Genomic DNA, 24,655 nt, shown 5'->3' with positions numbered 1-24,655 from the left:
GCCATCGGTGGTCATTGGAAGATCCTCGCGATCACGGCGCTGCCATCGGCGCCGACCACCGACAGATGGTCGGCATCGACATCGATGCAATCGGCGGGATTGGCTAGCACCTTGTTCCAGCCCAATGCCGGCGGCTGGTCGCCGTTACTGCGCGTCGCACGGACGACCACCGTGTCGCAGGCTTTCGGCAGCTTTTTCGGCCGATAGCTGCGGCAGGCCTTCTCGTTGGCGAGCGAAAGCCGATAGGCGAGCGAGAAATTCTCTTTCGGCATCCAGAAACCATTGCGCTGGACGAGTTCGTAGAGATAGTCGGCCCACCGGTCCTCAGGTACTTCGCGGAACTCGTCGGCATCCATCTGGAATTTTCCCCCGAGCGAATTGATCAGACTGACGAAGGCCTCGGCAATCTCATCCGAGAGACTGCGGATGGACGGCCCCGGACAGCGGCAATCCACCAGCACCAGACGCTCAACCTCGATGTTGTTCTTCAGCAGTTGATGCGCCATCTCAAAAGCGACCACGGCGCCATTGGAATAGCCGAGCAGACTCAGCTTGCTGCAGTCCTTCAATGCCGCAAGGGTGTCGATGTTGGCTTTCGCCATCGCGCGTATGGAGCCGAGCGGTTCACGCTTGCCATCCACGCCAACCGCCTGCAATCCGAACATCGGCCGGATGCCGTTCATCGCACGACTTAAGGTGCGCAGCGACAGCACGCTGCCGTCGGCGCCCGGAACGGCGAAGACCGGTGTTCCCGACCCATTGGTCTGCATCGGCACCAGGTCGTCGGCGACCGCGTCGCGGCTCACGAACCAGGTTTCGAGATCGGTTTTCGCCGTCGCCGCCCGCAACAGTCTTGCTCGCGACACCGCGCTGGAGGCGCTGGACGCGTTGGACGCCTCGGCCGTACCGAGGACATGGATGCTATCGATCTTGGCTCGATAGCTGTCCGCCAGATGGCGACCGAGACGCTTGATGTCGGGATGATTGAACACCACGCTCGGTGAGATGTTTTCGCCCAGCAAGCCGATGGTTTTCTGGATCAATGCGGCCATGGCGACCGAATCGAAGCCAAGTTCAAGGAACTCCAGGTCGACATCGACATCCGCCCGCGGCACACGCAGCAGTTCGGCAGCTTCTTGGGCGAGAAAGAGTACGATCTTGTCCTCGGCCTCAAGCGCTTCCGCCCGTTCGCCCTCGGCCAGCGTGTCGACGAAACGCCACTTGCGCACGACCTCGGGCCCGCTACCCGCATCGCGCTCGCTATTCGCTTTCTGCGGCCGGGCCACGGTGGGGATTTGCACCTGCGGCGAGGTATCGGTGTGGTCGAAATCCAGCCAGTAACGGTGCTTGGCGAACGGGTATGGCGGAATGTCGACCAACTGCGGCAGCGCCTGCGCATTGCGGCGACGGGTCAGTACCACCTCGCGCCAATGCCGCTCCCAGGGCATGTCGATGCCGCCGACCCACAGCAGCGCGATATCCTTCAGCCTGCCTTCGCGCAGGTTTTCGAGCAGCTTGTCATCGCCGATCTGCGACTTGATAACATCGAAGACGCGGGCGTTGTCGCGCTCCTTCGGGCCACCGATGAAGATGGGGCCGTTGCCGTCCACCGACGTGTGCTCAGTCAGATGCTTGGCGGCACGCGCTAACGCGTCGTTCAGTTCCTTGTGGCTGCCGGCAACGATAGCGAGTCGATGCTCCATTGGTACGGTCGCCAGCTGCAGGGTGTAGGCCATGTCTTCCAGCGGCAGACGGCTGCCGCAAAGGGCCAACGATTCCTCCAGGGATTCGCGCATGAGGGCCAAGGATTCCTGCAGGGTTTCGCGCGTACGCGCCGAGAAGACAAATAGCTGACGCTCGCCCTGCTCCGCGCGCGGGGCGCCGCGGTCGCTACGGTATTCCTCGAATAGCAGGTGAACGTTCACGCCGCTGTCGGAGAACGAGTTGACGCCGGCGCGGATCGGCTCGTCGCCTCGGCGCAGCGTGTCGAACGGCAGCGGGTGGTCGGCGATATACAGTGGATGCGCCTTGGACTCGATGTCGATGAAGGCGTTGAGCGTCTTCTTCGTGATCGTGGCGGGGAACTGCTTGTGGTGTAGCGAGAGTGCGACCTTGATCGCGCTGGCCACGCCGCTGGCTGGCTCGACGTGGCCGATGTTGCCCTTGATGCTGCCGAGCGCACAGTGCTTCTCGCCGGTGGTCGCATCGAATGCGTTCTTGATGCCTTCGAACTCGAAGGAGTCACCCCACTTGGTGGCATAGCCATCGACTTCGATGTAGCGCACCGAGTTCGGCGCGATGCCGTGCTTCTCGTAACACTCGACGATCACCTGGGTGATGGATTCGTGCTTGATCTCTGAGATGAAGCTGGCGCGTCCGCGATTGTTCTGATGGGTCGCGACGACCTTGGCGAAGATTCGCCGATTGTCGCGCTCGGCATCATCCAGCCGCGTCAGCACCAGCAGGCCGACGCCTTCGCCGCGGGTGAAACCATTGGCGGTGTCGTCGAACACGCCGCAACTGCCGTCCGGCGATAGCAGGCCGTAGCGCGCGATCGCCGCGTAGTCGCCTTCGAACAGATTGAGCGACACGCCGCCGCAGATCGCCACGTCGCATTCGCCCTGCGCCAAGGATTGACAGGCGCGGTGGATCGCCAGCCCGGACGAGGCGCAACTGGCGTTGACCACTTCGCTCGGGCCCTTGAAGTCGTACAGAAATGAGATGCGGTTGGCGAGGTAGTAGATCGGGCTGGACGAGCTCAGCGCCGGAGCGTTTGGAATGCGATGCAGGTTGCGGCGCAGATGATGCTCGTATTCGGCGTACTCATAACCGAGGAAGAGCCCGGTGCGCGTGCCACGCAGCTTGTCCGCGCGCAGGCCGGCGTGCTGCAGCGCGTGGTAAAGCGCCTGCGTCACCAGGCGTTCCTGCGGATCGCACAGGCGGGCTTCGTCGTCGCTGAGGCCGAAGAAAGCGGGGTCGAAGCGATCGACATCTTCGATCAACGCGCCCCAGCGCGGCGCAGCGTAGGCATCGGCGCCCCAACGGCTTCGCTTCAGCGGCGCGATCAGCGAGCGCTGTTCGATCAAGTTGTGCCACAGCGCTTCCGGTGTGTTGGCATCGGCGAATGTGCAGGCCATGCCGACCACCGCGATCCCGGTGTTGCCGGCCGGGCGCCCGACCGCCTGCACTTCGGAGGCCTCGGCGCTGCGTGCGTCTGCGGACAGACCGTAGTACTGCGACAGTGCGTCGGCGTGATGCTCCAGCAGATGGTCGATCAGCGCTTGCTTGGAGGTGAAACCCTCATCGTGCAGATCCAGTCCGTATTCGTCGCGGACGAAGGCCAGCATGCGGCCGAGCCCCCCTGCCCGGTCGGTGCGCGATGGCTGCCGCACCTCCGCACGCCGACGCGGGACAGTGGCCGCTGCCGTCGATGTCTTGGCCGCGGCGGCGGTAGGTGGTTTTGTAACGCTTGGCTGCGGCTTGGGCAGCGGCGTCGCCGGGGCCTCATTCATCGAGTCGCCGATGAGGCCAGCCAGCTCTCTGATCGAGTTGACCGCGGTCAGCTGCGCCGGCGTGATCGATACCTTGAGCTGTTTGCTCAGGTTGGTCATCAGCTCGATCGCGATGATCGAGTCCATGCCGAACGAATCGAAGGCAGCATCGACGTCGAGCCGATCGACCGGGATTTTCAACGTCGACGCGACCGTATTCGCGATCGTGTCCAACAAGGGCAGTTCCGCGACAGCGCTCATTTCAAGCTCCCCAATTCGTCTGTCAAGCTGAGTTCTTCTGCCAACGCGAGATCGGCGTTGAGCAGCGCCTTCAGGCGCTCGATGTCCTTGCCGGGCGACGCCCTGCCCGACGGCGAAGGCGCGAACGCTGTGGTGTCGGGCAGCGCTGCGCTGTCTTGCGTCGGCGGCTCCTGATCGGGTTCGCGAAAGAACCCGCTGCGCTTCAGGTTCGACATGCTCGCCTTCACGCCAGCGATCACCGCTGCTATGTCCTCGTCGCTGTGGGCTGTGGTGAGGAAGCAGTTGCCCTGGATGTTGGTCTCCACACCTTCCATGCGCAGCAGGATGAAGAACAGCGCCTCGGTCACACCCCAATAGCTGTCGACGAAGCGGAAGCGGAACAAGGAACCGAAGGTGTCGATCACCACTGGCAGGCACTCTTCACGGAAGAACGTGTTAAGGACATCGGCAAGAGCGGTAGTTTTGCGGTTGAGCACGTCCTGGAAGCATGTGACCGTACCGTCGGGCGCGGTTTCGGCGCTGCGTTTCTTGATCTCGCCCAGCACCGCGAGTGCAGCGGCAATCTTCAACGGGTTCTGCGAGTGCGTGCCCGCCATGCCGGTACGCTTGGCGCTGGGCATGCTGTCATCGTCGAACTGCCAGCTACCGCCGTCGACCAGGTCCAGGTATTTCGCGGCGCCGGCGATGACGCCGGTGGGCAGGCCGCCGCCGGGAATCTTGCCGTAGGTCGCCATGTCCGCCTGGATGCCGAACAAGCCCTGCGCGCCCTGCGGACCGACTCGGAAGCCGGTGATCATCTCGTCGAAGATCAGCGGAATGTCCTTCTCGATCGTCAGTTGGCGAAGCGCCTTGAGGAACTCGACCGGCTTCTTGTACGGATGCCGCGATTGCACCGGCTCGACCAGCACGGTGGCGATCTCAGCGGCGCATTGTTCGATCACGTCGAGCGACGCCATGTCGCCGTAGTCGAGCACGATGATCTGCTCGGCAAACTCCTGCAGGATGCCCGGTGCCAACGGGAAGCTGTTGCCCGCGAGGTCGCGGGTGGCCGCCACCGCATCCGACAGCCCGTGATAGCTGCCGTCGAAAAGTACGATCTTCTTGCGGCCGGTCGCCGCGCGTGCGATGCGCACCGCGAACATCACCGCCTCGGTGCCCGATTGCGTGAACAGCGTACGTTCGTGGCCGGTGATCTCGCAGAACAGCTGGCAGGCCCGGAAAATCATGTCGGAATAGCCGACCAGCGGGATGCCCTGATCCAGGCTGTGCTTGATCGCCTTGATAAGGAAGGGCGCGCGATGCCCGAACAGGTTCACGCCCATGTCGCCGGAGATGTCGATGTAGCGGTTGCCGTCGACGTCGTGGACGTAGGCGCCTTCGGCCCGGGTGTAGGTGATCTGGAAGTGGAGCTTTTTCAGATCCTTGATCAGGTGAAAGGCGCGACGCTGGTCGACGAAGTGCAGCTGGTGTTCGAGAACATTGGCCTTGGACTTCGGCACGAAGCGGTCGTACTTCTCAACCAGAGCGGCGATCCAGGCGCGGTGCTCGTCGCCGAGCTCGCGCTGGTCGAGCGCCTGCAGGGCCCGCGCCGCGCCTTTGCCGTCCGGTGCTGGCGCAATGCCTTCGGCACGGCGGACGATCGCCAGCACCCGCTGCTGCGACTCCTTGTCCAGCGACTGGAACAGGCGCATGGCGTCCTGCTTGTCGATCTGCTTCGACAAGATCTTCTTCGATAGGTCTTCAACGGGCATCTGCATGGCGTTATCCATCTCGCGGTCGCTAGAACTGATATTGGTATCGGACGACGAACTGCTTCTGGTCGCGATACGGCCAGGTCCCACTGCGTTGGTCTCGTTCGTCTGGAAAGAACAACTCGAAATAGATCGTGGAGTTGTCGTCGATCAGGTAAGAGCTGAGGAACTTGTGCTGGAAACTGGTGTAGGGCTCGCTATAGATGCTGAGCAAACTAAGTGTTAAATCGTCGTTGAAGAAGCGGTTGCTCACCGAGCCCACCAATGAGTACTCGTCGCGCTCGCGTCCGATAATGTCGCTGCGCCAGTCGAGCACACGACTCCAGACGACTTCGGCGCTGTAGACAAGCGCCCGGCCACCCGGCGAATAATCGAAACCGAAGCTCGAATCGAACTGGTCGCTCTCGACGATCGTCAGCTCGCTGCTGCCGGCCGCAAGGGCGAAATACGCACGTGGCTGTTTCAGCGCGACTTCCGCGCGCAGCAGCAGGTTGTCGATCGCCACATTCGCGGTCAGTCCGAACATGCGGAAGCGTTGTTGGCGCACCAGGTAATCGTTGTCGATCAGCCGCGCCGCCATCAGGCTGATGTCGCTCTTGCCGAACGTGCGCTTCCAGCGCGCACCGAATTCGTAGGTGCCGGGGTTGTCCCAGTCGTCGTCCGGCGCGCGCCTGTCGAAGGCGCCGGGGATGTCGTACTCGGACCCGCGATCCGGATACTTGTTGTAACCGGGCCGCGGCACGAAGAATGCGGTCCAGTGGCCGGAATCGCCGAAGTGGTCGGTGACCAACATAGGTTGACCGACGCGCGACTCCTCCAGCGAGATGAAGAAGAACTCGGCGCTGTTGCGCGGACTGACTTCGTCGGTGATCGCGCCGCCCTCGGACACGCCCCACGGCAGAATCTGATAGCCGAGGCGGAAACTGGTATCACCGAAGCTGCTCTGCAAATAGGCCTCGCGTGTGACCAGTTCGCGAAACAGATCCTCGTCCTTTGCCCTGGCGCGGTGATCATTGCTCCAGTGCAGATTGAGCTTGGTGTCCAGGCGTAGGTACAGATTGCTGGTTAAGGGCTTCGCGTATTCCAGCCGCACAGATGAGCGGTTGTTCACCACCCGCTTTGGCGAGGCGAACTTGTAGGAGTTTTCGTGCTTCAGGCTGACCCGCAGTGCATCCAGCCAGGTCGCGAGCCAGCTGTCGTCGCCGGCCCAGGTCGGGTCGCCCTCCTCCGTCCCCGCGCCCGGCCCGCCGGGCTCCAGCCCCACAAGATCGGGACCAATAAAATCCGCACCATCGGGCGAAGGCTCGTGATCCCAATCGGTGTTCGAATCGATGTCGATTTCGAGCTCATCAAAGTCGACGTTCGTATCGCTGCCCGGCTCAGGTGGCAAACCACTTAATGCCTGGTCGCCGCGCGCGTCTGGTGCTCCCGGCTGTATCTCGGCCGGCGGATCGATCACCACGCCCTCGAGGAAATCGCTGTCCGGATCGGCCGCAGGTTCGCTCTTCGGCATCTGCGCAGAGGCACCGAAGGTTACCCCGAGGGCCAGCAGGGAAACCGCCACCGACTTCATCGATCGCGCGGGTGGTGTATGCGTTCGATTCACGATGCGATCACCGCTTCAGCGCCGTAACCACTGGTTGCTTCGAGATCCTGGTAATAGCGGACCTCCTCCGACACCCACAGGTTGTCGAGCGCGCGTTGCGAGATCACCTTGATCAGTGCCAGCTGATCCATGTCAGAGGCGATGAAGGCTTCCAGCTCGCGCATGGCCTCCTCCGGCTCGATCGAGCCGATCCCCAGGCTTTCCATGCGCTTGCGATAGAACGTGTCGGTGACGACGCCGACGCTGCCCCAATAGGCCCAGTTGACGATCTTCACCGGATACGGATGACGTGCGCGCATGGCCTGCGCGAAGCTGTCCTTGAAGGTGCAGCCGGCGCAGTAGTTCGACTGGCCGGCATCGCGGTGGAACGACGCCACCGAGGAGAAGAACAGCACGAAATCGAGATCCTGTCCGGCGAAGGCGCGCTCGATGTTTACGCTAACATCGACCTTGGCTGCCAGGCTCTGGCGAAAAACCGCCTCGCCCATCGCGCGCACGGTCTGATCCTGCAGGACCAGCGCAGAATGCACCACGCCATCGATCCGCGGAAAGCGCTCGCGGATGGCGGCGACCGCTGCCCCCAGCACTGCCGCGTCGGTGGCATCCGCGGAAAAATAATGCGGTCGCCGGCCCAGGCTCTCAATAGCATCGAGTTTCGCTTCGATGTCGGCATCTTGCGGCCGGCGGCCGATCCAGATCACCTCGGCGTCGTAGTGGGTGACCATGTGCCGCGTCCACACCTCGCCTATCCCGCCGGCGCCGCCGATCACGACATAAATGCCGCTCTGACGGTAGGCCGAACGCGAGGACGGCATGCGGCCGACATCGGCGAATTCCTGGCGGAACCATTCGTCGCTGCGGAACGCCAAACCCCTGCCCTGCTCGTCCCAGGGCAAGGCGAGGATTTCGCCCGGGTCAAGATAGACAGTTGATTCGATGTCGAGCAGCCGGAAGCGCCACAGCGGCAGCTCCTTGGCGACGCTACCAATCATTCCGTGCACGCTGGCATGGTGCGGCGACACCCGTTCGTCGGCGAAGACCTGCAGCGCGCGGCGGGTGACCACGGTGAACTTAAGTTCGCGCTCGAACCAGTCGAGCCGACTCAGGGACTTGAGGATGCGGAACAACGCGAGCACGCCCGCTTCCTGGCTGGTGACGATCGCATCGTCGTCGTCGGGGTCCGCCTCTGGAGCAAACCACAGCAGGTGGTCGAATTCGCGATCGGCCAGCAGGCGCTCGATCCGTTCGACCGAATCGCCTGCACCGATCGGCTGGTGCCGCAGATCGATCGGGGCCGCGCGCAGCCAAGCGAACAGCGCCTCGTCTCCGCCGAGTAGCAGACAGCGCTCGCCCGGCATCGAAGTCACGGTGTCCCGTCCGAAACGGACCGGATTCCAGATCGGAACCAGGGCGTGCAGAACGGGCTTGGAAACGTGGGGCGCGGCTGGCTTCGGCGGCATCGGCGCAGCCCCGGCGACGCGCGTCGATGCAAGGGCGGGCGAAGCAGCAGGTGCGGCCGCGACCGCGCGCGAGACCAGGCCGAGGATACTGACCCGCGGCAGGCCCTGATCGTCGATCAGATCGATATCCAGCGACGGCATGCCGGCAATGGGCGCGCCCGGTGCGCGCCGCACCCAGACCCACATTTCCTCGCTGGTGCCGCCGTGGACGATCATGTCGTCGAAGGCGAACGGCATCAGCGCAGCGCCGCCTTCGCCATCCAAGCCCGCCAGCAGGCAGATCGTGCACTGCATCGCCGAATCCATTATTGCCGGGTGCAGGCCGAAGCGCGGGTCCGAGGCGCCCGGCAAGCGCAGCCTCGCGATCACCTGGTCGCCGTCGCTGCGCAGCTCGGTAATGCCCTGCATGGTCGACCCATAGCGCAAACCCAGCGCCTCGAAGCGCGCGTACAGCGCATCGCGATCGCAGTTCGCGCCCTCAATGGCCTCGTCGACCGCGGCGACATCCACCGGCTCGGCCTCGATGATCTCCGCACTGCAGCGAACCGTGCCGCGGGCGTGTGGCGTTTCGCCCCCGCCTTCGGAGCGGATCTCATAGTCGAGCCAGTGTCCGCCGTCCTCGTCTTCGCCCTTGTCGTGCAGCACCACCGTCAGCACAAACGCATCATCGACCACCACCGGCTGAATCCAGGCGTGATCCTGGAATTCAAGTGTTCGGGTGCGATCGCCGGGTAGTGCCAGTGCCGCCGCGGCGCGCACCATTTCGACATAGGCCACGCCGGGCAGCACGCGTCGCCCCAGCACCTTGTGGTCGCGCAGAAAGAATTCCCCGCCGTCGAACTCGGTGGTGAAGATCAGGCCCGATACATCGGACACGTTGGCGTGCAGCAAGGGATGCAGGATCGCCGGTGCGGTCGCGGCGACCGGTTGCGGTCGCGCGCCCGCGGTTCGCTCGGGAATCGCGAAACGTCTTCTTTCGAACGGATAGGTGGGTAAGGTGATGCGCCGCGCGCCCGACCCCACGAACAGGGTATCCAGCGATACCGTCGCACCGCGGCAGTACAGATCCGCCAGCGCGATCAGCTTGCTGCGCGCTTGATCAGCCGGCAAGCCGCCGAGCACCTGCTGCACCAGGAACTGGGCGAATTCGTCGAGGCCCGGCGTCGCATGACCGGAGTGCTCGACCTCGCTGCCGACAAAACACTCCGGTGCGCGCCGATGCCGGTGCAAGCGCTCGAGCTTGGCGATCAGATCAGCGACATCGCTCACCACCAGCACGCAGCGATGCGCAAACGGACTGCGGCCGGTGGCGAGGGTGAAGGCGATATCGTCGAGATGTTCGCCCTGGCCGGCGTCGAGCCAGCTGATGAGGTCGGTGACCTTGCGCCACAGCGCCGCCTCGGTCTTCGCCGACAACGCCACGATGCGCGGCATCGGCGCCGCGCGCGTTGGCAGTGGCCGCTGCGGCGGTTCTTCCAGCACCATGAAGGCATTGGTGCCGCCGATACCGAGGCAGTTGATCGCCGCACGTCGCGGCGTGTCGCCCTGCGGCCATTCGAGCGCATCGGTGTTGACGTGGAACGGGCTGCTCTCGAAATCGATCTTGGGATTCGGCGTGCTGAAATTGATGCACGGCGCAATGTGCTGGTGTTTCAGCGACATCGCGACTTTGATCAGACTCGCCATGCCGGCGGCGATATCGATATGGCCGATATTGTTCTTGACCGATCCGATCGCGCAGAACTGGCGACGCTCGGTTTCGCAGCGAAACAAACGGCTTAGCGCGAGGATCTCAATCGGGTCGCCCATCGCCGTACCGGTGCCATGCGCCTCGATATAGCCGATGCTGTCGGCCGACACCCCGGCGTTGTCCAGCGCCGCACGCATGCAGTCGACCTGACCTTCGACCTTGGTGGCCATGAAACTCATCTTCTGGCCACCGTCGTTGTTGATCGCCGATCCCTTGATCACGGCATGGATGCAATCGCCGTCGGCCAGCGCTTGCTGCAGGGACTTGAGCAAGACCATTCCGACACCGCTTCCGAACACGACGCCTCGTGCGTCCGCATCAAAGGCACGGACTTGCCCATCGGCGGAAAAGATGTTGCCGCTCTCGTATAGATAGCCCGCCACATGCGGCGTGCGCACGCTGACCGCACCGGCCAGGGCCATATCGCACTCGCCCGAGCGGATGCTCTGACAAGCCATATGCACCGCAACCAGCGAAGTTGAACATGCCGTTTGAACCGCGACACTCGGGCCGCGAAGATTCAGTTTGTAGGACAAGCGGGTTGGAACGAAGTCCTTGTCGTTGCCGAGATGCCAGCTGCCCCCGGTTTTGCCGACGACATCGGCGTAGTGTGCGGCGCACGACAGCAGATGGCTGGAGACGATGCCGCCCGATCCAGCGAATACACCGACCCGGCCGGGCTGGGTGTCGGGTGGATAGCCAGCATCCTCCATCGCTGACCACGCGCATTCCAGCAGCAACCGATGCTGTGGATCCATAATCTCTGCATCGCGCGGCGGAACCATGAAGAACTCCGAATCGAAGCAATCGTGGTCCGCTAGCAAGGGGGCTGCTTTCACGTAATTCGGGTCGGCCAGTGTCTTGGCCGAAACGCCGTTGGCCAGAAGTTCCTCGTCGGAGAGCGCAGCGATGCCGGAGCGCCCTGCGCACAGATTGGCCCAGAATTCATGCGTCGAGGTCGAGCCGGGAAATCTCCCGGCCATTCCGATGATGGCAATGTCGCTGTGCTGCTTTTCCATTCCGAATCCTGCTGCAATGAAAACCATCGAGTTCGCCGCGCCGTACCCGGCACGGGATTCGATTGCCTAGCCGAAACTACCTGTTTAGCGCTGGTAGGCAGCGCACAGATCACCGACCGTGCGCAGGCCGGTTATTGGCACATCGCCGCTGGCGAATGGGTCATAGGAAAGCTCGATTTCCAGGATCGCGAGAATGCGGGCGATATGCAGCGAGCGAAATCCGAGGTAATCGATGAGTGCGCTGGCATCACTGATCGTGTCGAGCTGCAAGCCCTCCTCCTCAGCAACGCGACGGAGGGTGTCATAGATAATCTGTTTGATTTGGCTCATGTGTTCCTCAAAATCGGAGTGGAGAGAAGGAAGTGATAGTGCTTGGCCTTAACAGGAGAAACCGCCATCGACGGCCAGCGTTTGGCCAGTGATGGCGCGCGTCGACAGCAGAAAACGGGCGCTGTCGACAATGTCCTGGGTAGTGCACATGGCACGCATCGGTGTGCGGCGAATGATCCGAGCACGCTGCGCTTCGGTGAGGTGGCCAACCATCTCGCTCTCGAAGAAGCCTGGCGCGATCGCATTGACGGTGATTCCCTGCGGCCCGACTTCGCTCGCCAGGCTGCGGGTGAACCCCAGTAGCGCCGCTTTGGTCGCGCTGTAGACCGCCAGGCCCTTATGGCCGCGCAAGGCATTGACCGAGGAGATATTGATGATGCTTCCGTGCCGCGCGGCGAGCATGCCCTTGAGGCAGGTGCGGGTGAGCACGATCACCGACTCTAAGTTCAAGGTGAGCGCCAGATGGATGTCGCGCTCCGAGGTCATGGTCAGCAGGCCTTCGACGCCGACGCCGGCATTGTTGATTAACGCATCGATGCGCTTGTAACGACGCAGCACATTCATGCCGAAGGTTCTGACACCTTCGAGATCGGTGCCCTCGATCGCCTCCCAATGGAAGCGCACGCCGTCCGGGTCGGCGCCGCGCAGTCGATCAATGAACTCATTTCTGGAACGGCTGAAGGTGGCGACGATGTCGCCGGCGTCGAGCCGCTCCTGCACCAAGGCCTGCCCCAGTCCGCGGCTGCCGCCGCTGATCACCACCACTCGCTGGTCATTCCGCACTTGCCGGCTCCCGTATGGCATTGATGAGTTCGCCTTGCGCTGCACGCGCCGGGCGACGAATCTTCTTGAAGCGGGCGCCGAACATCGGGTCTTCGCTGACCTTGACCCCGACCGGCACCTTGAACGGCGGCAGATGCGCCCGGCAATGCGCGCGAACGCGCCGTTCCACCTCGGCCGCCGGCTCGGGCTCGATCAGTTGTACCGTCGCGAATACGAGGTAGCCGGTGAGCGCGCTGGCCTTGGCGCTGACAAGGACTTCGCTGATGTTCTCCACTTGCAGGATCAGGTTCTCGATCTCGCTCGGGTACACCTTTTCGCCGCCGACGTTGATGATTTCCGACTCGCGTCCGAGGATGCGCAGGTAGCCATCGCGCTCCTCGACCTTGTCGCGCGTGTTGAGCCAGCCGTCCTGGTCAAACGGCGATGGCGCATTGAGATAGCCGATCATCGCGGCGTCGGTTCGGATCCAGAGGATGCCGTCGACGATCCGGGTCTCGTAGCTCTGGCCACCGACCTGCATCCAGGTCGAGCCCGCGTCTTCCGATCGGCTTGGCAATATGCCGACTTCGGTCAATCCATAGGTCTGCTTACAGCGCACGCCGGGCAAGGCCTTGTTCAATGCCTTGAGCGTGGCCAGCGACATTGGTTCGGTGCCGTAGGTGACCAACTCCAGCGACGACAGATCGTAGGCCTGGCGCTTATCCGAGATGAGTAGCATGTTAAGAAAGGTCGGCGTCGTCGGCAGCAGTTGAACGCGTTGCGACTCGATCGCATGACAGACCGTGGCCACCGAGCGATCGGAGACAAACACGGCGGTGCCGCCATTGCACAGCACGTGCAGTAGCGTGTTGACGCCGCCGATGTGGTCGAACATGAGGAAAATAAGGGTGCGATAGGCCGCCCCAGGCTTCTGCAAGACATTTCTGATCAGCCGCGAGAAGCGATGCACGGCGGCCTTGTTCTTGCCGGTCGACCCGGATGTAAAGAGGATCAGTCCGGCTTCTCCGTCTTCCCCGGCTCCGCCACGCAGGCGATCGAGCAGCGGGTGACTGCGTCCATAGCCACAGTCCACGTACCGATTGCTGCCATCGTTCGCGAATTCAAAAACGCCATCGACGCAGGCGGTCTCCAGCGCCTCGTCCACTTCGAAATCGCTGGCCGACAGGAAGGGCACCACAATGTTCGCGTTTTCGATTAGCGCGAACAGCAGGCCGATCATGTCGCCCGAGACCTGCCCGCGCATGGCGATGCAGGCGCCCGGGGCGATGCCCTCCACCTGCAGTTGCCTGCGCCAGTGACCAATCCTTGCGTGCAACTGAGCATAGTCGAGCGCCGCGCCGTCACAGACGATCGCTGTGCGCCCGGCCTGATCGGCCCAAGCCTCGATGAGTGTCGCCAGGTTCTGCATTTAGCGCTCCATGGTTTCAGTGGTTACAAGTCGAGAATGCGATGCCCATCAGGTCTCTCCCTCCTCAAAGATCGCGTCGAGCGCATGCTCGAATTCGAGGCTGGCGATACGCTGTGTCGTGTGCTCGAACGACGGGGAACCTGGGGCGTAGAGCGAGTCGAGCATCGAGGCGAACTCCTCGTCGTGCGCGCCCTGCGTTTCTGGGTAGCCGACCAGTAGGCCCTTGATCTTGATCAGCACGCGACCCTCGCTATCGATCACGTCGATGTCGATGACCTCGGTTGCTTTCGCGGCACGGTCGCCGTTGCGACCACTGCCGCGTGCCGAGCGGACCCAGATCACGCCTTCACGAGCGCCGATCGAAGCGAACGCGACGCGCTCCAGCGCGAGCAGGGTGGTGGCCGTCGGTACAGCGCCGCCGCCGGCCAGATGATCGAGACAGGCCAGGTGCGAGAGCGTGAGCAACGCGAAGCCGTCCAGCGCATTCGCCGCATCGACTGTGCCTTCCGGCTGCCTCGGCAAGCGGAATTCGAGCAATTGCTGCCGCTCGCCGCGCCGACAGGCGACAACGCCATCCGGCAGGCGGTCACGCAGCATGCCTGCAGCATCCAGTGCGGCATAGAAGTCGGCGGCCCGGTGAACTTCGCCACGGAACAAGCTGCGTAGTTGCGACAGATCGATGCGACCCAAATCTACGCCCGCCTGGTAAGCGCCGGCGCCTTCGCACAGCATCGACTCGCCATCCACGCCGCTGGCCCTCACTTCGAACTCGAAGTCGTTATCGCCAGTCGCATAGAGATCCGCCGAGACGGTACCGTCCTGCACTGCAGGCTCAAGGCCCGGCCACACCAGGGAGCGCAACTCGATGCGGGCCGTGTGCCCACGCTCGCCGAGGGATTCGCGCAGCGCCAGCCGCACCATCTCGACTGGCAGCATCCCCGGCAGTCCGGCTTCAGGGCGCAGCGCTGTCCCACGCAACGATTTCTCCAACACCGCACTGTCCGATGCGAACGACTGCCGCCCGAACACCGAGACGTTGCGATGCAGCAGCGGATGCATAACAGACTGGTTGGCTGCCTTCTGCTTCGCGGGATCGATGCTGAACCAATAGCGCTCGCGGGCGAAGGCGTAGGTCGGCAACGCGCAGCGGCGCATGGAGTAGCCCTTGTACAGGGTCCTCCAATCGGGCTCCTGTCCCTTCAGCCAGACATCGATCAGGGCCGTCAGATCGCGCTCGCGCAACCATTGATCGAGGGTGGCGGCGTCGATGTTGACGATGTCCGCCTTGCGACGCACGCTGCTCTGGCGCACGCCGGACCTGTCGGCGTCGCCATCGACGTAGGCCTGCAGCCGCTCGATCAGCTCCTGCATGCTTGCCACGACCAGGGCCATGCGTTCGGGCATCGGGTCGCGGCCGACCTGCAGGGTGTAGGCCACATCGGCGATGTCTTGCTCCGGCTGGCTCTGCAGATGCGCCAGCAGGCGGGAGGCATTGGCGCGCAGGCGGTCGGCGTTCTTGGCCGAAAGCACGATGGCATAGGGTCCGTTTGGACGGGCGCGCGGCACAGTGTCGTCTTCCAGGTATTCCTCGAGCACGACGTGCACATTGGCGCCACCAAAACCAAATGAGCTGATGCCGGCGCGGCGAGGATACGCACGGCCTTGCTCGTCCACTGCTGGCGCCCACGCCTGAGTCTTCGCCACCGGATAGAACGGCGTGTTATCGAGATTGATGTAGGGATTCAGCTTCTCGAAGTGCAGCAGGGCGGGAATCTGCTTGTGTTTGATCGACAGCAGAACCTTCAGGATGCCGGCGATGCCGGCGGCGGTTTCCAGATGGCCGATGTTGGTTTTGGCCGAGGTGAGGCCGATGTGCGGTGTTGCCGGCGGCGGAAGTTGATGTTTGTGGTACAGCTCCGAGAACGCCTTCTTCATCGCTTGGATCTCGATCGGATCGCCCAGGCTGGTACCGGTGCCGTGGCATTCGAGATAACCGACGCTGCGCGGATCGATCTCGGCCTTTTCGTAGGCTTCAACCAGCAGTTCGGCCTGCGCATTCGGGTTTGGCGCGGTGAGCATCGTCACCTTGCCGCCGTGGTTTTCGGCGGTGGATTTGACGACTGCATAGATGTGGTCGCCGTCGGCGATGGCGTTTTCCAGCGGCTTGATCAGGATCGCGCCAGACCCTTCGCCGCGCACGTAGCCGTTCGCCCGCGAGTCGAAGGTCTTGCACTTGCCATCGTCAGCCAGCATGCCGGCCGCGCCGAACGAGATGTGGCCGGCGGGAGTGAGCATGACCTGCACGCCACCGACAATCGCCATGTCGCAACTACCGGTGTGGATCGATTCGATCGCGCGGTGCAGCGCTACCAGCGAACTCGAACAGGCGGTGTCGAGCGGCGCGCTAGGCCCGTGAAGATTGAGCAGGAAGGACACCCGGTTGACCAGAATGGCGTGCGACGTGCCCGAGGCGGAATAGCCATCGAGTTCGGCCTGGTAGGTGGCCATCAGATCGATGTAGTCGCGGGTCGCCGCGCCGACGAACAGACCGGTCTTGGTGCCGGCCAGATCGGAGACGCGGTGGCCGGAGTCCTCGATTGCGCCCCAGACACTCTCCAGGAAGATCCGCTGCTGCGGATCCATCATTTCCGCTTCGCGTGGCGAGATGCCCCAGAACAGCGGGTCGAACTTGTCGACCTCGCGCATGAAGCCGCCCCACTTCGACAGCGTCTTGTTCTTCTCGGCCATCGGATTGCCGTAATAGGCTTCCCAGTCCCAGCGATCCGGCGGCACCAGCGTAACCATGTTGTTCTCGGCCCGGCTCAGCTTGTCCCAGTATTCGTCCAGCGTGTCGGCCTGCGGCATCACGCCGCTCATTCCGACGATGGCGATCGGCCGCTCGATAAAGCGGCGCCCCGGCGAGAAGCGGCCCGTGCCTGCAGGCGCCGACGCATTCGGCTCTGCAAGGGCTGGTGCCAGGAGTGTGTTCTTCGACGCGAACAGCGGCTGATTCCTGACTGTCTCGGCCGCCGGGGCCGCACCGCTCGATCCGGCATTAGCGGCCGATGACGCTGTGCTCACCTGCCCATGCACGCGCAGCATGTTCTCGCGGTGATCGCGGGCCAGATGTTTGGCGATCTCGCGGATGTTCGGATACTCGAAGAACAAGACCGGCGTGATATCCAGGCCGTACTTGTCGTTGACCATGTTGCTGAACGACGTCAGCCCAATCGAATCGAAACCCAGGTCCAGCAGGATGGTGTCGAGATCGACATCGTCGGCATCGATCTTGAGGAAATCCATGACGATCTGCGACAGCGCGTCCTGGACCTGCAGCGCCAGATCCGCGTCCTCGCCGGCCACCGCTGCCGGCTCGGCCGCAGACCCCGCAACAGCGGGCGCGTCGGGCTCGCCGATGCCCCAGGCGCGCTCGACCTTGTCCTTAACACCCTGCAGCACCGCCAGATGCGGCAGGTCGCTGTGCAGACCCAGCATCAAGGCCTGGATGCCGACCTCGCTTTGCAGCGGCCGGATACCCAGGTTGCGCTCGAAGAACAGCGCGGTCTGCTCGTCGAGGCGCATGCCGCCCTCGGCCCAGATCGACCAGTTGAGACTGAGCGCCTTGCCGTGCCGCTGCCCGGCACGGGCAAGCGCATTGCGCTGCGCGGCGAACGCATCCATGAAATGGTTGGCGAACGAGTAGTCACTCTGACCGGCATTGCCCGCCAGCGCCGCCAGCGAGGAGAACATAACGAAGAAGTCCAGCGGTTCGTTGCGCGTCGCATCGTCCAGCAGCACCGAGCCGCGAATCTTCGGCGCGAACACCGCCGCCATTTCCTCGCGCGTCTTGTTGCGCAGATAGGCATCGCGGAGCACGCCGGCACTGTGGATGATGCCGTGCAGCCCGCCGAAGCTGTCCTTGCACACGCGAACGAGTCGTTCGACATCCTCGCGCCGGGACACGTCGGCCGCTACGTACACTACTTCGGCGCCAGCGGCGCGCATGGATTCAAGCGCCGCTTCGGCTTCCGGTTTGAGCGCAGCGCGACCGCTCAGCACCAGCCGCGCCTGGAACTGCTTTGACAGATGCTCGGCAAACATCAGGCCCAGACCGCCTGCGCCGCCGGTAATGAGGTAGATGCCGCGATGCCGGATCGGCGCCGAACCCTGTATCGGAGCGCTGGGTTCGGGACAGTCGTGGATTCGGCGCAGATAGCGCACGCCTTCGCGGTAGCGCACCGCGAGCGCCTTGCTGTCGTCGCCGAATTCCGCTGCGATCGCGGCCACCGACGCCTGGTCGAAGTGAGATTCGACGCTTGAATCGGCGCCAACAATTTCGACCACCTTGCAGGCCAGTTTCGGGCTCTCCGCGCGCAGGATGGTCGCAAAGCCTTGGATCGCTTCGTTATGCGGTTGCGCGACCGGTGATGAGCTGAAATACAGATACTGCAGACGGACATCGGCCTCGCATTTCTGGGCGATGACCGCTTGGGTCAGAAACAGGAAGGCATACACGCCACGTTCCAGCGCCTGCATCGTGGCGTCTTCGACCGACAGAGCGTTGGCGTCCGTGTCAGGCTGCGCTGACCAGGCGAAGCACACCTGCAGTTTGGTATCGGACTGCTGGCGCAACGCTGACAGCAGAGTGTCGAAATCCTCGCGCTTGCCGGCATCAATGCAATAGCGATGGGCGTCGACACGGGCAAAACCGTCGCCGGGCAACACCGCGATCAGCCTGTCGGGATCGCCGCCGGAGGCGGCCAGCGCGGCGCGGTAAGCGTCGTGGCTAGTTTCATCAGGCGCGAACAGCACGATGGTCTGTCGCGAGGGCTCGCCCGCAGAAGCGGCGAGTGGCGATGGCTGCCAATCGGTGCCGAAGTACAGAGTCGAGAATGCGGCATCGCCCTCGCCCGCTGGCGCCGCCTTGGACGCGGCGCCCGGCTTCTCATGCACATCGAGCAACGGCACGCCGACCGAATCGCGCACCTTAACCAGCACTTTGCCCTGCTCATCGACGATGAGCACGTCCATCTTGGACACGTTGGACGACTTCTTCTCGTCCTTCGACTCGGTCACGTAGCTGTAGCAGACCTGCGTCAGCGGATGCAGGATCTCCACTTCGCCCAGCGAATACGGCACAAACATCTCGCCGCCTGCGTCCGCGAGCCGCGCGGCCATCGCCGCCTGGAACGAGGAATCGACCAGCGAGGGATGCAGCACGAACTCATCGAAGCGCGTGCCGTCCAGCGCCGGCATCTTCAACGCGCCCAGCACCTCGAAGCCGACCTGCGGATTGCGGTGAACTTCGGTCAGTGCCTGGAAGCTGGGCCCCAGGCCCAGACCGAGCTCCTTGAACAACGGATAGGCGCGCTCGCCCTCCATGACTTTTTCGCAGCGAGCGCGAATCGCCGACAGATCGACGTATTGGTCTTCCGCCGTATCATCCTGGGCCGTGGCGTAGAAGAGTTTGCCCTGGCAATACAGCTGTTTTTTGCCGTCGTCGCGTTCGCTGAAGACCTCGAACAGCACAGAATCGCCGGCGGCTTTCAGCTCGACCAACACATCGTTGGGCACCGCGTTCTTAACCGTCAGCGGGCTGACCCAGAGGATGTTGCGGATCCTTCGAACCTTGCGCCCCGCCGCGATTTCGCCGGCCTTGCGCGCCAGGTCGAGATAGGCCACGCCCGGAAGCGTTGGGATATCCGAGACCAGATGGTCGTAGATGAAGAATTCGCGGTCGGTAAAGACCTTGCGGAACAGCTGGCGCTCGAAGGTCGATTCATTGCTGTCGATCAGCGGATGCAGGCCAGCAACCTGCCCAGCCGTCATCGGGCCTGCATTCGACAGGCGAGGCGTTCTGCCTTCCGCAGGTTGCAGCCAGTGCCGCTTGTCGGCGAACGGATACGTCGGCAGGGAAATGCGCCTGCCCTGCCCGCCGGTCTGCATGCCCTGCCATTCAGACACCAGGCCGTCGATCCACAGCTGCGCCAGCTTTATCGGGTCGCGCGATTTCGCCAGCAGATCGATGAAGGCTTCCTTTTCCGATCGGCTGAGCATCTTGGTGATGCCTTCCGCGTTCTTCACGTGGCCGATGAGAATGTGCTCGTCGCGGCTGCCCGTCAGGAAACACTGTAGCCTGGCGATCAACCGCTCGTGACTGTCGGCCAGGAGGGCAACGCGGTGATCAAAGGATTTGCGGCCGAGCTGCAGGGTGAAAGCGATCTCGTCGAGACTTGGCTCGGAGGAATGGTCACGGTGCTTCTCGAGGAAGGATTTCAGCCGCATCGCGACCTGCCGCAGTTGCTCTTCGTTGCGCGCAGACAGCGGGAAAATCCGTACTCCACGTCCCACCGGCGCGCGATCGCCCGGCTTTGCGCTGTCGTCAACCGCTTCGAGAATCACGTGCGCATTGGCACCGCCCGCACCAAACGAGCTGACCCCTGCGCGCAGCGGCTGCAGTACGCCGTCCACCTCTTTCGGATGCCACTCAGCCAGCGCTTGCTGGACCACAAAGGGTGAGTGGGCAAAATCGATGAACTCGTTGAGCTGCGCCGAATGCAGCGACGGCACCAGGGTGCGGTGACGCATCTGCAGCAGGGTCTTGCACACGCCCGCGATGCCCGCGGCTGCTTCCAGATGGCCGATGTTGGTCTTGATCGAGCCGATGGCGCAGCTCTGCAGCGCGACCTGGTCTTTCTCGAACGCCTGGTTAAGGCCGGCGATCTCGATTGGATCGCCCAGTTCGGTGCCGGTACCGTGGGCTTCGATGTAGCCGATGCTGCGCGCGTCCACCTTGGCCTTTTTCAGCGCCGCGCCGATGACCTCGCACTGCGCCTTCGAGTTCGGCACCGCATAGCCGCTGTTGCGTCCGCCATGGCTGATCGCCGAACTCTTGATCACCGCATAGATGTTGTCGCGGTCGCGTCGCGCCTGCGCCAACGGCTTCAGCAGCAACGCACCGACGCCCTCACCCGGCACGTAACCGCTGGCATTGCGGCCAAAAGCGCGGCACAGGCCTTCTTCCGACAACAGACCACCGGCCACGGTGATTTCCTGCTTGCACTGGTGCACATCCAGGTTGACACCGCCGACCAATGCGGCCGCGCATTCGCCGTTGCGGATGGCATCGCAGGCGAGATGGATCGCAGTCAGACTGGCCGAACACGCGGTATCGACCGCGATGCTGGGGCCGGTGAAGTTCATGAAATAGGAAACGCGATTGGCGACGCTCCAAAGGAACGAGTTGGCGATCACCTTGTTGCCGGCCAGGCGCTCCTCCGCGCCGACCATCTGGTACATCGCCCACACCGCACCGACGTACACACCGATCCTCCCCCCGCCCAGTTCATCGCTCTGCAGGGCTTCGGGGTAGTAGCCGGCGTCTTCCAGCACTTCCCAGCTGACTTCCAGGAACAGGCGCTCCTGTGGGTCCAGGGTTTCCGCTTCGCGCGGCGAGATGTTGAAGAACAGTGAATCGAAACGATCGAGGTCGTCGAGAAAACCACCGCGGTAGCGGCCCAGCACATCGCGGTTGCGTCGGCGCTCGAACCGCGACTGCGGAATCTCACTGATGCAGTCGCGACCTTGGGATAAGTTCTCCCATAGCTCGTCGGCGTTTCTTGCCTTCGGCAAACGCGCCGCCATGCCGACGATCGCGATGTCCATGTCGATCGGCATCGGCGTGTCGGATTCGCGCGCTGCGGAGGCTTGCAGGCTGTGCGCCGCATCCGGCTCTGGCGCGTGTGGCGCTGAAACCTGCAGTTTAGTCTGCGACGGTTGCGCCCCAGAGCCCTGCGCTTTGTCTGTGTGTGCCGCTGCGACGCGCTGCGGCGACAGCAGCCGATGCAGGCTGAGCCGGGCGTTGAGATCGCCCACGCCTTCGGCGGCGCTGAGATCGGGAATATTGCCGATGTCTGCGAACGCATTCACCAGCCGGTCGCCCAGCTGCTTGACCTCGTCGGCTTTGAGGCCAACGGGAATGGCCAGCCTGACCAGCTGGTTGAGCGAGGTGTTCTGCTGCATACCGACGCTGTGTGCCCCTGCACGGATGCCGGTCGCCAGATACAGCCATGCCGCGAACGATGCGACCGGAGCGAGGAGATCACGAAACGCCGGAATCCGCTTGACGTCGATCAACACGCAGTGGGCCGACGCCGGGCGCACGACAGGCACTTGCCGTTCCGCCAGACGCATTGCCAGCGCACGCACGGCATCGACGCGGCGACGGACCTGAGTTTCGAGGTAGGCGCGGTTCTGCAGCGACGCCGCAATGCACTTCTTTTCGGTGACGTCCAGCGCTTTGCCACCGTGCTGTTGCAAAGCTTGCAGCCGATCGTGCAGCGCCTGATCGTTGCTGGCGATCAGCCCACCCTTGTTGACGCAGAAATCCTTGGCCAGGCTGACCATCACCACGTCGGCCTGCGACAACAGCGCCTCGGCGACTTGCCACAGCGAGGCATCGTGCCATTCGGGATCGTGCTCGATCACCTTCAGCGCGTTTTCCAGCACGCGCGTAGCGTCGAGCACCAACGGAATCCGTTGCGCTTGCAGCAGCGCCTTCACCTCGCGCAGGTGCGCCAGCGATACTGCGCCGCCGCCCGCAGCGTTGTCGGCGAGTTCGATGCAGACGTAGCCGATGTCCGCCGCATGGGCGGCGATCTCCGCCCGCAGCGCGGACAGATCGATATTGCCCTTGAACGGCGCGTCGGACTGCAGATCGAACACATCGGCAACCGGAAGTTCCACCGGCGAGAAGCCGTTGTCGATCTGATGGAAGATGGTGCTGGGGAACAGGATATTCTGCGGCACCCGGCCCTTCTTCTCCCACACCTGGCAGAACAGTGCTTCGGCGGCGCGTCCTGATTCGGCGAGGGTGAAGTGCTTGAACGGAAATACCCGGCGCAGGCCGGCGTTCACGTCGATCGGCCGCTGGATCTGCGCGAACAGCAAAGCCATCTGCTTGTCGATGGCGGTCAGCTGCAGCTGCGCCCAGGAGTCGGTCTTCAGATCGAAGTCGACCTGCTCGGCGGGGATGTTCAGCGGATTAAATCCGGCCGCTTCCAGCGCCTTCCAGCGCGGGTTGGATGCGATGTCGAACGTGACGGTTGTGGCGACGGTCGAGGCTGGCGCCGGAAGGCCTGGCGACGTCGGCGCCGCATTCGCTGCTGCGGCGGACGCTGGCGCGAGCGCCCCGTCGTCGGTTGAAAGTTCGTCGTCCATGATCGAGGGGTCGGCGATCATCAGGATAATGTCGAGGACGTTGTCCGCCTTGCCGGCATCCACCGCCCGGCACAGGAAGATGTCCTTGCTTTCGGGGCGGAACTTGTTCTTGAACTGCAGATTGCCGGCGTCGTTGAAGATGTCCTGGCTGCGCAGGTCTTCGAGGATGCTCTCGATCGCCGGGTCGGCGTCGGGCGAATCGGCGAGTTTGCAGCCGTAGGTGCCGCCAAGGCTGAAGACGCTGCAGCCTTCGTCGCGCAGGGTCTGGATAATGTTGACGATGGCAAATTCCAGCCCACCGAGCGGCATGTCCGGTCCGTAGAATTCGAGATCCATCAGATAGCCAGCGCCGGCCGCCAGCGGCGACACCAGGATCGCGTTCTGCAGGACATCGTCGACATAGGTCAGGAACAGCCGGTGCTCGCGGTCCAGGGTGCCGGCAAGGATCTCGGCCTTGACGATGTGGATCAGCGGATTGACCTTGGTGCGCGTCGCGCACCACCGATCGATGATGTCGGCCACCGCCTTGGCGGTCTTGGCATCGCTACCGCAGACGAACTCTTCGGTACGGCAGGCGCCGGCGTTGGCGAACTTCGACACCTGATAGCGCAGGCGCTTCATCTTCTGGCCTTCCAGCGTGAACGACGGCAGATTGGTCACCCGCTGCATCACCCCGAACGGCGTCGCAGAGAAACGCTTGCCGCACAGCTCGGGCAGCCGGTCTTCGACGAACAGATTGAACTGCAGGCTATGTGCTTCGCAGTACTGGTACAGCTGCTCAGCAAGCGGCGGGAAGTGCTCTGCCGGGCCGGTATAGCCATACGCCAGCAAGATGCCCTTGCCTTTGCCGCAGTTGAAGTAACCGTGCTGCGCGTCTCCGAAGAACAGCAGTGGCGCGATCATCGCGGTGCCGCGTGACACCGAGGATTCGTTCTTGTATCGATCGAAGATCTCGCGCCGGCGTTGTTCGAGTTCCGGGTAGCGATGCAGATGGTTGAGCGCAACCATCGCCGGCAGCTGCGCTTCGCCCGTCGGGATCGTAGCCGCTCGAGCAGTGTTGACTTGCGCTGGCGCCAGATGCGCGGCAGCATTCGCCAGCCGCGGCTCCGCCTGGGCGGGCGCAGACGGCGAGACGTCGGGGAATTTGCTTAACAGCACGTCGGTATGCGCCTTGACGAAATACCGGGCGAGATCGCGAACATTGAAGTTCTCGAACAGCAGGGTCTTTGGCAAGGTGCCGAAATCCTGTTCCAGGCGCTTGAGTATCTTCAAGACCAGAAACGAGTTAACACCGAGTTCGCCGAACGGCGTTTCTGCATCGAACACCAGCGCCGCATCCGCCGCGTCGCAGATCAGCGATTTGAGATAGGTCTCGGTGCGCTCGTGCAGGGTGTCGTGGTCGATCATTGCTCAGCATTCCTTGGGAAGCTCGGAACGAGTATCGAAGTTGCGGTTCTGCATGCGTTCGTATTACCTCCACATCCCCGCAAAGCCCTGCGCTGCAGGGCTTTGCCGCCCCTTGACTCAAGGGGCGAGTTCGCTTCGTCGGACGTGTTCAGTGGTTCCCATGCGTTCCG

At 63.2% G+C, this 24,655-nt stretch carries 8 protein-coding genes; all 8 read right to left on the bottom strand.

Annotated features, from left to right (window positions below; translation table 11 throughout):
• Window positions 1–11: 11 nt before the first annotated feature.
• Complete coding sequence (locus IFO71_RS09165) at window positions 12–3,752, bottom strand: beta-ketoacyl synthase N-terminal-like domain-containing protein (protein WP_192029333.1); 3,741 nt, start codon at window positions 3,750–3,752, stop codon at window positions 12–14.
• Window positions 3,749–5,509, bottom strand: coding sequence for an aminotransferase class III-fold pyridoxal phosphate-dependent enzyme (locus IFO71_RS09160; protein ID WP_192029332.1), 1,761 nt, complete (start codon window positions 5,507–5,509; stop codon window positions 3,749–3,751). Before IFO71_RS09160 ends, IFO71_RS09165 begins: the two co-directional genes overlap by 4 nt.
• A gap of 22 nt (window positions 5,510–5,531) precedes the next feature.
• Window positions 5,532–7,076 (bottom strand): hypothetical protein, encoded by a 1,545-nt coding sequence (locus IFO71_RS09155; protein ID WP_192029331.1) that lies wholly within the window; start codon window positions 7,074–7,076, stop codon window positions 5,532–5,534.
• Window positions 7,077–7,105: 29 nt separating this feature from the next.
• Window positions 7,106–11,338 carry a type I polyketide synthase gene (locus IFO71_RS09150; RefSeq protein WP_192029330.1) on the bottom strand — a complete coding sequence of 1,411 codons (4,233 nt, stop codon included), beginning with the start codon at window positions 11,336–11,338 and terminating at the stop codon, window positions 7,106–7,108.
• An 84-nt stretch (window positions 11,339–11,422) separates the two neighbouring features.
• On the bottom strand, window positions 11,423–11,668 hold the full coding sequence (locus IFO71_RS09145) for a hypothetical protein (protein WP_192029329.1): 246 nt from the start codon (window positions 11,666–11,668) through the stop codon (window positions 11,423–11,425).
• A gap of 48 nt (window positions 11,669–11,716) precedes the next feature.
• On the bottom strand, window positions 11,717–12,451 hold the full coding sequence (locus tag IFO71_RS09140) for an SDR family NAD(P)-dependent oxidoreductase (protein WP_332309354.1): 735 nt from the start codon (window positions 12,449–12,451) through the stop codon (window positions 11,717–11,719).
• The gene (locus IFO71_RS09135; protein WP_192029327.1) at window positions 12,441–13,859 is read right to left on the bottom strand and encodes a long-chain fatty acid--CoA ligase; all 1,419 of its coding nucleotides are present in this window, start codon (window positions 13,857–13,859) and stop codon (window positions 12,441–12,443) included. The genes IFO71_RS09140 and IFO71_RS09135 overlap by 11 nt, the downstream gene beginning before the upstream one ends.
• 48 nt (window positions 13,860–13,907) lie before the next feature.
• The gene (locus IFO71_RS09130; protein WP_192029326.1) at window positions 13,908–24,485 is read right to left on the bottom strand and encodes an SDR family NAD(P)-dependent oxidoreductase; all 10,578 of its coding nucleotides are present in this window, start codon (window positions 24,483–24,485) and stop codon (window positions 13,908–13,910) included.
• Window positions 24,486–24,655 lie beyond the last annotated feature (170 nt).

This window comes from Pseudomarimonas arenosa, from assembly GCF_014841215.1.
Taxonomy (GTDB): domain Bacteria; phylum Pseudomonadota; class Gammaproteobacteria; order Xanthomonadales; family Xanthomonadaceae; genus Pseudomarimonas; species Pseudomarimonas arenosa.
This window is presented reverse-complemented; position numbering and strand designations above follow the sequence as displayed.

What these genes read in the sequence shown, in the direction of transcription:
- IFO71_RS09165 (WP_192029333.1), bottom strand. Translation starts at nt 3,752, where the DNA reads ATGAGCGCTGTCGCGGAACTGCCCTTGTTGGACACGATCGCGAATACG.
- IFO71_RS09160 (WP_192029332.1), bottom strand. Translation starts at nt 5,509, where the DNA reads ATGCAGATGCCCGTTGAAGACCTATCGAAGAAGATCTTGTCGAAGCAG.
- IFO71_RS09155 (WP_192029331.1), bottom strand. Translation starts at nt 7,076, where the DNA reads ATGAAGTCGGTGGCGGTTTCCCTGCTGGCCCTCGGGGTAACCTTCGGT.
- IFO71_RS09150 (WP_192029330.1), bottom strand. Translation starts at nt 11,338, where the DNA reads ATGGAAAAGCAGCACAGCGACATTGCCATCATCGGAATGGCCGGGAGA.
- IFO71_RS09145 (WP_192029329.1), bottom strand. Translation starts at nt 11,668, where the DNA reads ATGAGCCAAATCAAACAGATTATCTATGACACCCTCCGTCGCGTTGCT.
- IFO71_RS09135 (WP_192029327.1), bottom strand. Translation starts at nt 13,859, where the DNA reads ATGCAGAACCTGGCGACACTCATCGAGGCTTGGGCCGATCAGGCCGGG.
- IFO71_RS09130 (WP_192029326.1), bottom strand. Translation starts at nt 24,485, where the DNA reads ATGATCGACCACGACACCCTGCACGAGCGCACCGAGACCTATCTCAAA.